Origin of the sequence: Woeseia oceani (assembly GCF_001677435.1) — a bacterium.
GTDB classification, from domain to species: Bacteria; Pseudomonadota; Gammaproteobacteria; order Steroidobacterales; family Woeseiaceae; genus Woeseia; species Woeseia oceani.
Genome location: NZ_CP016268.1, coordinates 1,184,993 through 1,197,618, shown reverse-complemented (window position 1 = coordinate 1,197,618; position 12,626 = coordinate 1,184,993). Strand labels below are relative to the sequence as shown.

Here is a 12,626-nt window from a genome sequence, read left to right as displayed (position 1 = left end):
CCGGGAAAAGGCCGCCGGGAGCGGCAATGGTCAGGGTAGGCGGCAATACTGGTCAGGCCGCACGCCCACGAAGGTATCGCAGCACTGCCGCCCAATCCGGGTACCGGTCGGAGCCGAACAGTATGTGCTCGCCAACGAATCGATCTGCACCGTTTTTGGTTCGGTCATCGACCAGGTAATCTCCGTGGTTCAGGTTCTTGTGGTGGGAGAGGATCAAACGCTTGTAGGCGGCGTCTCCCAGATAGCGTTTCACCCACAGCAGCTTGTCCGACCACGCACTGGGGTTTTCCCACGGCGAGGTGGAAAGGATGTAGGTGTCGAAGGTCGTGGCCAGTTCCTGGAAGGCGGCGATGGCTCCAGGCACCGGGTCCATCAGGGAAAAGATGTTCGGGACCTCGTCCAGGCGGTCGCCGAACTCCTCGACCTGATGCGCTGCTATGCGGGGAATGGCCGACGGAAAGTCAACCAGAACGTTGTCCATATCGATGTACAGGATTTTTGACGTTGTGCTCATAGCCTTTTCTGATGCCCCCTATGGATGTACACACTTGCCACAGACGCTCGGGAGCAACTTCGTAAAGCAAGCCGAGTCAGGTGGCGAGTGAGCTGTTGTAAGAACGGACTGTGGACGAGGCCAATGTTCGGCATTGGCATGCAGCACCTAAGGAGCCGCCAGCCACCAGACACCGTTAGTGCGTCGCAGTAAATGCGGCGGCATCCTTATCGGGCGTTGCTGTTGGACAACTGAACCAGTGACTGAAAGCCGCCATAAAGCATGCGCTCGGCATCAAAACCTGACTCTGACGATTGCATTAGTTTTGCCACTCGTGGGTCCGACGCGACCTTTTCATTGGCCAGATCCCGTGCTTCGCGTGATTCAAACTCGACCCACCCGAACACAATGACCTCTCCTTCGGCGGCGGCTGTCGCATCGGTGAACGATCGCGTTCCATCACGCATCAAGTCATCACCGACATACTCCCGGTAGTCGAGCGCGCCGTGCTCCCGCCAAACCGCTGCGACGGCTGCAACAAGTCGCCTGTACTCGTCCAGGCGATCACGGGAAACCGGCAGTACGAAACCGTCAATGTAGTTGGCCATGTTTGCTCCGTTGGCTATTCAGGTAAAAATGGGGTCGGATCCACAAATTGGCGAACGGCAACTGCTTGGCCATGTTACGACGAATCGCTGCGGCCCCTGTTCTGAGCAAGCAATTGCCACTGCCTGACAGTGGCATGGTGTGGAGCCCATGCCTCCCACGCGGACTGAGCCCACTGCCAGACAAGCTTCCTGTGCTCCGCAATGTCTTGCGCGCGATACACGTCCAGAACAGTAACATCACCCAGAGATGCCGGAGGGGTCAGCCAATTAAAGGAGTGCTTGATTTTGCCCGCCGCCAATATCGCACCATTGGCTTTATCGGCCGTCAGACCGTGCTCAAGAAAGTGATAAAGGCGAATCAGATGCAAGCCGACGGACTGAATGCTTTGCCTCGATGGCTTTCCCGGATGCTGTACCGCGTATGCGTCGACGCTTAAGCGGTGCACCTCGAAGTAGGACTGGTCGCTGTACTCGCGCGCAAGTACCTCGCCGTATATGGCCCAGCAACCGGGCGAGGACTCCATATAAGGATGGGTAGCGGAGGATGAGTCCTGAAACATCGCTCCACAGCCGGGGCATTTTTCTAACGTTGCCATTCAGACACCCAAAAAGGAAAAAGCGCCTCGAACCGATTCTCTGGTGATCAGCAACCGTCATGCAACATGCACAAGAAAACCTGTTCGCCCCCTACTCTGCCCGGAGAACACGGGTTAACCGATCAATATTCTGCTCGTTCCCGGAGCCTGCCCGTTGCCTTACGGCCTGCGCCGTCTTGGCATCTTCGAAAGAAAGTGATTCAGTAAAATTTCGCTATTCTTTCGGCAGAAGCTGAGGGTTCCAAACTACCTCCCATAAATGCAGATCGGGGTCTTGAAAATACCCCGCATAGCCACCCCATAAGGTATCGTGCGGCGGCTTCACAATTTTGGCACCTGCGTCCCTGGCCTGTCCCATGACCTCATCAACTTCGGCTTTGGACGATACGTTGTGCCCAATGCTCAGCCCAGTCGGGGAAGGCGGGCTTAATGTGAGACCGGAGTCGTGGGCAATGCTCTTGCGCGGCCAGAGTGCAAGGTTTAACCCAGACTGGAGTTCGAAAAATACCACGGCCCCGTGCTCAAATTCCTTGCCGATGATGCCTTCGGTATTCAGCCCCAAACCGTCGCGATAGAACCGGAGTGACCGTTCCAAATCGTCAACACCCAGAGTGATTACGCTGACCCGAGGTTTCATCGTTAAGCTCCGATGGTGCAAGACGTTAAAGATTACACGCGCTTTAGACAGATAGACTGCATGAACAAAGAAATGCAGGCTGGATCGGGAAATGGGCGCATCGTATCACGCATCATTGGTACTCCAGGATCTCCGATCAAAGACCATCCTGGGTTCCGCGCACGTCCAATGCCTTTGCCCTGGAGACTGCCCCGGTGGAGGGCCGCCACGCGTCCGCAGGTCCCATACACGCCTGGCGCTGCTGTCCATTGCCATGTGAGCGCCCCCTTCTTGTGGGTCACGGCAACGCAGCCGACCGTCCGTACTGAATTCGGCGCTGAAGCACCCAAGTTTCGATGCAATCTCACCGAGATCGCGCCCTACCTCCAGACGCGGCGTAGCTTCGACGGCACGACAACAGATATCATCGCCTCGACCATGGTGAATATCGGTCCGTACCCGCAGTTTCCGTCGCTGGTTTCGAGCGTGACATACACAGCTGAGAAACCTGGATCCTTATTGACGGCATCCGAGCCGGCCAAAGCACGGCAAGTCGGAGAGCGAATATCGCACACGGACCAGCTTGAAATCTTTGCGGCCGTGATTTTCAGGCCCGAACTGTAAATGTTATATATAAAAAACCCTGCGCATCCATAAAACAAATTCAAGCATGATAGGTCGACGCGCGCGTAAGATTCGAGTATTCACCGGCGGAAACGCTGTGCAGCGAGGCATCACATGAAAAAGAAAAGCAAGAAAAAATCCGCCCGACGGACGTACTCAGCGCCAGCCCTGGAGAAGGGATTGGACATCCTGGAGCTGCTCGCGGGCGAGGAATCAGGGTTGACCCTGTCGGGTATTGCCAGTCGCCTCAATCGCTCCGTGAGTGAGCTATTCCGCATGCTCATTGTCCTGCAAGGGCGCGGCTATGTGCACACCCCACAAGACTCTGACAAATACTTTTCGACCATGAAACTGTTCGAGTTAGCGCACCGTTTCCGGCCAGTGCAACGCCTGACCAGCGTTAGCGGCCCGATGATGAAAAATCTTGCGCACCAGATCGAGCAATCCTGCCACCTTGTCATCTATTACGAGGGGAAAGGCCATGTGGTCGCTCAACAGGATTCGCCCTCAGAGCGGGTACTGAGCGTTCGCCTTGGGGCGGAGGCACCACTGCTGGACAGCTGCTCCGGACACCTGATCCTGGCGTTTTCTGATGAGCAAGAACGCAAGCTGATGGTAGAAAAAATCCCGAAACATCATCGACGCCCAAGCCGGTCAGATATCGGCGCCATTGTGCGACGAGTGCGCAAGCAGGGCTTCGAGCTGATCGACAGCGCACAGATTAGCGGCGTGCGCGATATCGGCTACCCGATCTTCGACCATACGAATCAGCTCATTGCCTCGCTGATCGTCCCCTTCTTCTCCTTTCTGGACGGCTCACACCCGGTGGATATCAAGGAAGCCCAAGCGAAGGTCAGAGAGGCCGCAGCCGCTATCTCTCGCGAAATGGGTCATTGGCCGGAATCCTGAGGCCGCCCCGGTTCGATCAATACGATAGCAACGAAAGAATTCAGGCTCCTTGCGCGCGAGGTTTGATCAGCGGCGTGTACGCCAGCGGAATCAGCATCAATACGATCAGTGTCAGGAACATCAAGCGATAACTGCCCGTCGCATCGAACAGCCACCCGGACAGAACCGGCACCGCTGCTGATACTGTCACCACCACCAGCGACATACTCCCAATGGCTCGGCCGTAGATCCGCAGATCGAAAAGCCTCCCTACCAGGGCACCGAAGAACGGCGAGACGCCACCACCGGCAAGGGCGACAATTATCGTACACATCACCAGGCCTTGATACGTGTCGGTGAAAGTGAAGAAGGTCAACGCGATGATACCGAGAGTAAGCAGAGCCGCGAACACTGCGCGAATATCCAGCAAATCACATAGCCTGCCGACGATCGGACTCATAGCCATACCAATCAACGCGAACAGAGACAACAACAATGCCGCCTTCTCGCGCGAAGCCCCAATGTCGGTCGCGAACAGGACCAGGTTGGATAACACCACGCTCAACATTGCAGTAATGGCACTCATGCCAAACGACGCAAGCCAAAAGTTTCGGTCGGACAACACCGCACGCAATGAGGCCTTTGCTCCTGGCAGCGGCCCTCGCTGTACGGCAGCGATCGATTCCTTGGCGACTTCACCGTCGGGTGCTAAGCCACGGTCTTGCGGGCGATCGACGATCGTCCAGTAGGTCAACAACGTAACCGCGGTAGCGACAAACACCCCGACAACTCGCATAGCAATTCGCCAGTCGAAGGCTTCTGTCAACATCGCCACCAGAGGTGGCATAGCCAGCCCACCGAGTTGCGTCCCCAGCGCAGCGATGCCGATGGCTAGCCCGCGTTGACGAACAAACCAGCGCGATAACAGCAGAGGTGCGAACAGTGTGACGAGCGCTACCGAGCCGAAGGGAATCAGCAATGTATAACCGGCGATGAATCCCCACACGCCGGGCGTGAAAGAGATAAGCACAAAGCCGGAGCCCATCGCGAGCGCGCTCGCAATAAGGATCCGCCTCAGCGAATACCGGTCCATTAAATCGCCAAGCTTCGGTCCCAACAGGCCGGCGGCGAAGGCATGGCCGGTAGCGGCGAGCATCACAGTTGCCCGATCGACGGAGAAGGAACGCTCGACCTCTCCGGCAAACAGACTGTACAGGTATATTCCCGCCCCACCTGCAACTGCCTGGATCGCAAGGCATGCCAGGACCAGCCACCAACCATAGAAGACGCGCGGGGGTACTGGCGCGAGCGTGCCCGACTCGGCAGCATTCAAACGACGTCTGCCTTCAGGCGGATGCCACCGCGTGACCGCAGCTCAGCTGTCTGTGCGTTCACAGCGAGTCCTGGGTACTGAACTCTGACTGCAGCGGCAAACCCTCCAGGTTCGGCTCAAGTTCGAGATCCTGCAAACGTACGGCCAGATCCGGGTAGTCAGGCAAGGGCTCACTTGAAGTGGGCTCATACCAGAAAGTACAACACGACCAGTCGTCCTGCCGCTCGCGCAGACAATCAAGGTAACCCTCGAACGAACGAGGTGCCGTCTCAGGCGTGATCACCACACCAATCTGCTGGATGGTGACACGGATCGACTGGCGCCAATAAATCGGATCCACCATGTGCCAGCGATACATCGAAACCGGCCCTGCCATGTTGGGCTCATCACTCTGACTGACCTGACTCGCCCCGTGATAAAGATACGGCGTACGTTGCACACACCAGCCCAGCCCGACGTAGTCCTCGGCACCCGTGCCGACTATGGTTGGCAATTTTTCATCGCCATCAATGTAGAACTTGGCTTCGCCCTCTCCCCACCACGAAGGTTCCTGTGGACGAACACCGATAACGGATCCGAGAAAACGCCCTTCGCTGCGCCGGGTTGGCAGCAACTCGAAATCGTGAGCCAACGTAGTAGGGTTCTCACGGCGAAATAATGCATGCAGGCGACCCGCGTCTGGCTTGAGCGCGTCACCCAGCGTGTAGTCAATCTGGTAGAAGAACAACGCCGGAATCCGTAGCTCGTTGGTTATAGTCAGTCGGGCGTGCTTCAGAAATGGCATTGGCAGCCAGATATTGAACGCACCTTTTTCACCAACTGAATGCACAGCCGAGGCGTACGCGCTGGATTGGCCGTGGGCACAGCCAAAGAAATCGCCTAACGGAGCTTCGATACTGGGATGCTCCTGGCCTTCCCAATAGGCACGTACCGTCAACCCCCGCAATATGTCGGCCACGTTGTACGTCGCTACCCAGATATGCCGGATGACACCCGGCCCGGCAATATCGGCAATTTCGACTGTCTCACCAGGAGGAATCATTCTCGCTGGCGCCCCTTTGCGACCGGCACCCAGCGGGCTGCTGGCGGCGCCACCTTGCCCCGGCATACCGTTTGGATTTTCGAAAGTAATTGATCGGCTGGTAACGCCGGCTGGAACTTCGAACAACTCGCTCAAGATGACTCCTTTCGTAACTGCTGGATTGATCTACCTTCCTGTAACGCGCAATGCACAGGCAATGGAAAGCAAGGCTGCTGTCAATAGCGGCAAGACACCGCGACTGAAATCAAAGCCGCTTCGTTACTCGGCAACCTCGCACGCGGAACCGGTGTCGGTTGGAAGATCGCGTGCGGCAGGTGCCTCATCGACTATAGACTGATACACCAACGTTCTCACTTTTGTGTGCAAGGTCGGATCGACAGGCGGTCGCAACTGCGTCATCACCATGGTGATGAGTTGCTCCTCGGGATCAACCCAGTACGTGGTGAAGTAGGCCCCGGCGAAACCATAGGAGCCCACCGACCCATACAGACTGGCTTCGCCCTGATCCAGCATGACAGCAACGCCAAGCCCGAATCCCAGGCCAGGGCGCAACGCAGGCTGGTCAGCAAACAGCGATCCGGTGTGATTAATAGTCATCAACTCCACGGTGCGTGGACCGAGCACGCGAACCCCGTCAAGTTGCCCGCCATTCAGCATCATCTGCAAGAATCGACCGTAGTCTCGCGCCGTCGTCACTATCCCGCCGCCACCCGATTCGGTGACCCTGGGGCCTTCAACAAAATGGCCCTGATTATCGAGGCCACTGGCCCCGTCGGCTCTACGCAAGCCCGTTGCGTCCGCCGCATAGACAGCCGCCAGCCGGTCCGCCTTTTCCCTGGGAAGGAAAAAATGAGTATCGTGCAGTTGCAGTGGGACAAACAGGCGCTCGCGGAGAAACTCGCCCAGGCTGACACCCGCCACTTTCTCGACAACAACGCCCAGGATGTCGGTACTGTGTCCGTACACGAAATGCTCGCCCGGTTGCGCATCCAGCGGTAAATCAGCCATCCGGTCCACAAGACTGGCCATGCTCTCATCGCGATCGGCATAATAACCGCCGTAGATGCCTGCTTCCTGCCAATACGATCCACTAACGCCAACCCCATAGGATATGCCGGACGTGTGCGTCAGCAGATCGCGAATGGTGATCGGTCGTTTCGCTGGTACCAGTTCAGGCTCACCGTTCGACTCCGTTGCCACCGCAACCTGGGACTGGGCGAACGCGGGCAAGAATCGGGACAGCGGATCTTCCAGCGCTATCTGTCCCTCCTCAACCAACATCATGACCGCGACGCTGGTTATCAACTTGGTCTGCGACGCAATACGGAAAATTGTGTCCGGCGTCATTTCCCGGCCAGCCTGAATGTCTGACATTCCAAAGGCCTGCAGATTGACCACACGCCCGCTTCTGGCTACGTAAGTCACGATGCCCGCTGCCTTCTCGTCGTCAACGTACTGCTGCATAGCCGCGCTCAGACGCTGCAAGCGGTCACTCGACATTCCAACGGATTCGGCTTCCACCGTGCATGGTATCGGCGCTGCAACTGCTGGCTGCGCGATGGCAATCAACAGCAACGCCAACAACGTACGAGATTCAAACATGTTGCCTCCCTTCATGACGCAAAAGGCCCCGGCGGATTGCCGGGGCCCGAGAGCAATGAACCGTTTCAGAACGAAAGGTCGAGTTTCAACATCACCTGGCGGGGCTGATTCAGAGATATGACATCCGTTACACCGGCCAGCGTGAATCCGAACAGCGCAGCGCTTTCGTCAGTCAAGTTCTTGCCAATCAAGCTCACGCGCGGCTGCATCGACATGGATTGCGCTTGCAGGCTCAAGGCCAGGTCCAATGTCCCGTAACCATCCAGGGGCACTGTGTTGGTGAGGTTGTTGGTTGAATCACCCCGGTAGGAATAAGTCAGTGAGCTGTCGAGGTCAAGATTGCCCAGCTCTCCCTGATACCTCAGCTGTGCAGCTCCTGTCCATTCAGGCGATTGCGGCAACTGTGTCCCTGCCGCAATGGGCCCGAACTCACCAGATTCAAAAAAGACCGAGGTCTCGGCGTTCTGATAACTCGCATTAAACGAAACGGACAAGTGCTCGGTCAGTGCCGCGTTCAGGGCCGCTTCGACACCTTTTACCTCCGCCGCTCCAACATTGTCTACGTATGCATAAACACTGGCACGCTGCAGGATCTGGAGGTTTTTCCAGTCCACGTAGAATGCTGTAATGTCAGCTGTGAGTCGCTGCTCCAGCCACGTTGTGCGCAATCCCAGTTCGTAGTTGTCGATTTCGTCCGAACCAAAACTGAATGGAACCGGGATTTCAGGCTCGAGCGAGAAACCATTGATACCACCAAACCGAAAGCCCTGTGTATAGCTTGCGATGACAGTGGCATTTTCTGTCGCAAACCAGCGCAGCGCCGCCTTGGGGTTGAATCCGGATTCGGTCAGGGTAGCGAAGGAATTGAAGTTGGGTACGAAGTCGATGTTTGCTGGCAAGCCGCCAGGATCAAGCGATGTGTATAAGAAATCGACGAAGTTGCCACCTGTGGTGGTCTGGTCAAAATACCGTCCGCCGAGGTTCAATTCGAAATTGGAACCTAATGTGCGAGTCAGATCGAAATACACTGCTTTCTCTTCTGCTTCTATCGTGGCTCCGCCGCCCTGCTTTTGGATATGAGTTGGGAAATCCAGGCGTATGATGACCGGCCGGGTTTGAGCGGATTCGGAATAAAAGAGACCGGCTGTATATTGCCAGCCGCCAAACAGTCCATCGCCAGAAGTGGGCTCGTTCGAAACGATACGCGTTTCGAATGTATCCTGGTCAGTGGCCTCGAAGAATGACTGACCAACAGTGATGCCAGTGCCGAACAGCCCGAGAAACTGGGTGACATCATTCAGTTGATCTCGATCTTTTTTGAGTCGATTGCCCTCAAAGACTACAGAAAAGTCTTCGGCGTCCCAGGTTAGCTGAGCACCGTATAACTCGACATCGGAATATTCGTGGTCATCCAGTAGCCTGCGAGTGCGAACTCTTACCGGTTCGGTACCGTCGATGTAACTGAACGCGCCGAGTTCACCTTCGTACTTCATGTACTGACCTTGCAGTGATAAGCTATCCGTCAACTTCCAGTCCGCGATCAACCGTGCCTGCGTCGCTTTGTAGTCATTGATGTCTTTCTCGCCGCTGACTTCATCATCGATGTATCCCGGCAGTTCGCGCACGGATCCCGCGAAGCGGAGTGCAAAGTTTTCGCTTAACGGGGCATTCAGCATCAATGCGTAATTCGCGATGTTGTCATCGCTGGAGGCCATCGAGCCCGTACCAAGGGAGATTGCACCATTGAAACCTGTGAAATCGGGTGCGTTTGGTTCGTAGCGAATAGCACCGGCCAATGCCGAACCACCGAACAACGTGCCCTGCGGTCCTTTGAGGATTTCGACGCTCCGCATGTCGAAGGTATCAAGGTCCGGCTCCACACCCATGATAGACGGGTTTGTCATTGGAACGTTGCCGTAGAAGCTACCAACGGTGCGAGGACCGACGCCGCGCGAATCATTAGTGATTCCGCGCACTATCACTGAGAAGCTGGAAGGCGTGAAACCGGATTCGAACGTAACACCCGGGGACAATTTCAATACGTCTTCAATGGAGCTATAGCCAAGCTCGTCGAGGCGATCGCCAGTGAACGCGTCGATACTGGTCGGTATGTCACGTACAGATTCGTCCCGCTTGCGGGCGGTAACGATGACCTCTTCCAGCACGACACTGTTGGCGCCCGGCTCTTCGCTTTGGGCCGCCACGTTGACGGGCAGGTAAAAGGCCAACGGCAACACCGCCGCTAAGGCACAACGACGCAAAGTCCGACAAAGAATCATTTTATCCCCCCGAGTTGAAGAATTGCATGGCGACACCGTAATGACGCAGCAGTCTGACAAATTACCTCTACCGCCCTTCCCGCATCAGTAAAAAGGTAATTTATTGGTAAAAAAATATAATTGTCTGCCGGTAAGAGGTCAAGCAATATTTTCGGTGGGCAATGCTAATGAAAAACGGAAACAACCATTGGCATCCGCAAGTTCCGGAACAACCACAGCTATTTCGAGCCCCTTCGGCCCCTCTGGCCCCTTTGACGGCTGATCGAGAGTCCGCCCTGCGACCGCAATCAACTTTCTGAACACTCGGGGATGCCGTTCGACGGGCCCGGATTTTGCATCCGCCGGCAATGCCACGGCGAACGGTTACACCTCACTCCAGCAATGCCGGGCTCGACCATATTTGTTCATTGGTGAAACTTTATTCTATATATGATATAGACTGAACAGCCGCTGGCGTCCCGAATTGACGATACCGACTGCATTCAGGAAGTGCAGAAGCGCCGCATCGCCACCGACAACAAACAGAAACGAAGGCCATACCCCTATGCTGGTTAGTTGAGAGGGAGGCTAACCGGTTTGCCACAGGGCGGGGGTACGTGAACCTCCCTCATCACTGGAGAAGGCAAATGATGAAAGGTCAGTGCATCGGTCTAACGATGTTGTCACTGCTCATATCAGGAGCACTATCGATCCAAGCAAACGCCGCGACGGTTGTGAGCGATACCATGATCAGCCTGAGCAATCATGCCGGCGCAGTCTGCAACAATGGCGAGCCCGCCAATATGCAGGTCACGCTGGTCGCTGATGGGGCCGGGGTTTCCAACAAATGGTACGTACACCTGGTGGGCGGCGGCAGCTGCAGAGACGACGCGAGCTGCCAGGCCCGCTGGCAGGGCGAGGCGCACAACATGCGGCCGCTGGGGTCCTTCCCGGCCAACGGCAAGCTGAACCTTACCCGCCCGGCGGGAGCTCCTTTCGACGGCTACAATACAGTGCAAATACACTATTGCTCATCCGACGGATGGGCTGGTTCGAAAGTGGGGTCAGTTGATGGCAATGGCGACCCTGTAGTCTTCAATGGCACTGACACGATAGTCGTGGACTCTGCCGGCAGCGGCGAATACGCCGTGCATTTTCGCGGTAAGAGAATCCTGCAAGCGGCATTTGATGAACTGGACACCCAGTATGGAGTGACAACAACCGCCACTGAGGTCGTAGTTGGCGGTATATCGGCCGGTTCGGTCGGCGTACAGACCCATATCGACAAAATTGACGCGTTATTCGGTCCAGCCACTAACGTGCGCGGACTGATGCTGGACACATGGATACCGTTCTTGCCGCTGGCGGGAACCGAAACACAGGTCCGGAGCTGGCTGGCCAATCAGGGCATAAGTGCGCCGACCGTCGACAGTCTGCTGCGCTTCGCGAACTTTGACATCGAAGACAATCTCGCTGCGGGCTATGACACAACCGCCAATGTGTGGGGTGCATTCAACAACATTTCCACTGAAGGTTGGCCCGGACCTGCTGCCTGCTTTGAATCACTCGAAAACGAACCTGAAGTCATCGCCAACCCCAGCCTGTTGATGTTGTGCACGTTGCACGACTACGTCCTGAACAAGGCCTTCAACGACGGATCCACGCCCTTCATATCCACCGACATGCTGGTTCTAAGGAACATGTACGATTTTGCTGTGGGGCTGGTCGCGTTCGGATTGTTCCCGGACCATGAAGAGTTCACCGACGAAGACTTTGCCGACGTTATCCAGGACATATTGAGCCTGCAACCGCTATCCGAGCTGCGCAACTATCTCGATTTAGAGACACGTAACGATGTCATGGTCGATTCATCCTCAGAGCTGGCGCGCGCGATGTACATGCTGCTGTTGCCGGTACTACAAGTCTCGCTGGAAGGTGCGGCGGCATCGCCGAACGTTACCGTGTTTGCACCCTTTCTTGAGATGACCACTGAAAATTGCAGCATTTTCAATTTACCCGGCTGCAGTTTCCTCGAAGAGAATCGTCGCGCGATCCCAACGCATGGAGTGGTGGATGCCTATGCGAGTAGTACTTGCGCGGCCGGGTACGCATTGGCACTGGGTGCAAACCCGTTCAATGTCACTTGCGTTAACACCTTCAACGGCCACTTGATCCAGCCGCAAGGCACTACAACGCTGGGCAAGGCACGGACGATAAAGGAATACCTGAAAGGGTGGGCTGCGCTCGACAGCCAGTATGACTACGACCTTATAGGTGACGTCAAGCTACCTTAAATGACGCACCACTGCTGGCCAGAATCAACTTGCCCAGCTGCAGTTGTGTACTGCTCCAGCTGACCCGCCAGCGGAAGCCGCTGGCGGGTTTTTTGCCAATACGGGTCATACATCCGGCGCAACTCGGCTATTGCTGCGACCTGAGGTCCTGGCTCAGCCGCACCAGACGCGGCTCGCATGGAACAGCAACGCAGAGCAGCCTCGGCCAAAAGACGTGGAAACACGGTCGCTTGTTGGGTTGCACCGTACGACGCAGTAACCGGCCTCTTTCG

At 56.2% G+C, this 12,626-nt stretch carries 11 protein-coding genes; 3 read left to right on the top strand and 8 right to left on the bottom strand.

Going from position 1 to position 12,626, the window contains the following annotated elements:
• Window positions 1–52 precede the first annotated feature (52 nt).
• The 4 genes from BA177_RS05150 to BA177_RS05135 form a co-directional block, all read right to left on the bottom strand.
• Entirely contained in the window at window positions 53–514 is a 462-nt protein-coding gene (locus tag BA177_RS05150; protein WP_068613739.1) for a 5' nucleotidase, NT5C type, read from the bottom strand.
• Between the two features lie 206 nt (window positions 515–720).
• A complete protein-coding gene (locus BA177_RS05145) occupies window positions 721–1,101 on the bottom strand; it encodes a DUF1428 domain-containing protein (RefSeq protein ID WP_068613736.1) in 381 nt (126 codons plus the stop codon).
• A 74-nt stretch (window positions 1,102–1,175) separates the two neighbouring features.
• Window positions 1,176–1,697: a DUF5946 family protein gene (locus BA177_RS05140; protein ID WP_068613733.1), complete on the bottom strand. Its 522-nt coding sequence runs from the start codon at window positions 1,695–1,697 to the stop codon at window positions 1,176–1,178.
• A 214-nt stretch (window positions 1,698–1,911) separates the two neighbouring features.
• Window positions 1,912–2,334, bottom strand: coding sequence for a VOC family protein (locus tag BA177_RS05135; protein WP_068613730.1), 423 nt, complete (start codon window positions 2,332–2,334; stop codon window positions 1,912–1,914).
• Between the two features lie 60 nt (window positions 2,335–2,394).
• Between BA177_RS05135 and BA177_RS18545 the strand changes: the two genes are divergently transcribed.
• Both BA177_RS18545 and BA177_RS05125 read left to right on the top strand, forming a co-directional pair.
• Window positions 2,395–2,937, top strand: coding sequence for a hypothetical protein (locus BA177_RS18545; protein ID WP_156762704.1), 543 nt, complete (start codon window positions 2,395–2,397; stop codon window positions 2,935–2,937).
• Between the two features lie 114 nt (window positions 2,938–3,051).
• On the top strand, window positions 3,052–3,846 hold the full coding sequence (locus BA177_RS05125; protein WP_068613727.1) for an IclR family transcriptional regulator: 795 nt from the start codon (window positions 3,052–3,054) through the stop codon (window positions 3,844–3,846).
• 40 nt (window positions 3,847–3,886) lie between these two features.
• Here BA177_RS05125 and BA177_RS05120 read toward each other — a convergent pair whose 3' ends face one another.
• From BA177_RS05120 to BA177_RS05105, 4 genes are all read right to left on the bottom strand, one after another.
• Window positions 3,887–5,158, bottom strand: coding sequence for an MFS transporter (locus BA177_RS05120; protein WP_068613723.1), 1,272 nt, complete (start codon window positions 5,156–5,158; stop codon window positions 3,887–3,889).
• 58 nt (window positions 5,159–5,216) lie between these two features.
• Window positions 5,217–6,335 carry a glycoside hydrolase family 172 protein gene (locus BA177_RS05115; protein ID WP_156762703.1) on the bottom strand — a complete coding sequence of 373 codons (1,119 nt, stop codon included), beginning with the start codon at window positions 6,333–6,335 and terminating at the stop codon, window positions 5,217–5,219.
• A 123-nt stretch (window positions 6,336–6,458) separates the two neighbouring features.
• Window positions 6,459–7,802: a serine hydrolase domain-containing protein gene (locus BA177_RS05110; protein WP_197493343.1), complete on the bottom strand. Its 1,344-nt coding sequence runs from the start codon at window positions 7,800–7,802 to the stop codon at window positions 6,459–6,461.
• A 65-nt stretch (window positions 7,803–7,867) separates the two neighbouring features.
• Window positions 7,868–10,030, bottom strand: a complete 2,163-nt coding sequence (locus BA177_RS05105; protein ID WP_197493342.1) for a TonB-dependent receptor — start codon at window positions 10,028–10,030, stop codon at window positions 7,868–7,870.
• Between the two features lie 677 nt (window positions 10,031–10,707).
• On the opposite strand from BA177_RS05105, the gene BA177_RS05100 reads away from it, so the two are divergent.
• Complete coding sequence (locus BA177_RS05100) at window positions 10,708–12,354, top strand: pectin acetylesterase-family hydrolase (protein WP_082989881.1); 1,647 nt, start codon at window positions 10,708–10,710, stop codon at window positions 12,352–12,354.
• The last annotated feature ends 272 nt before the right edge of the window (window positions 12,355–12,626 follow it).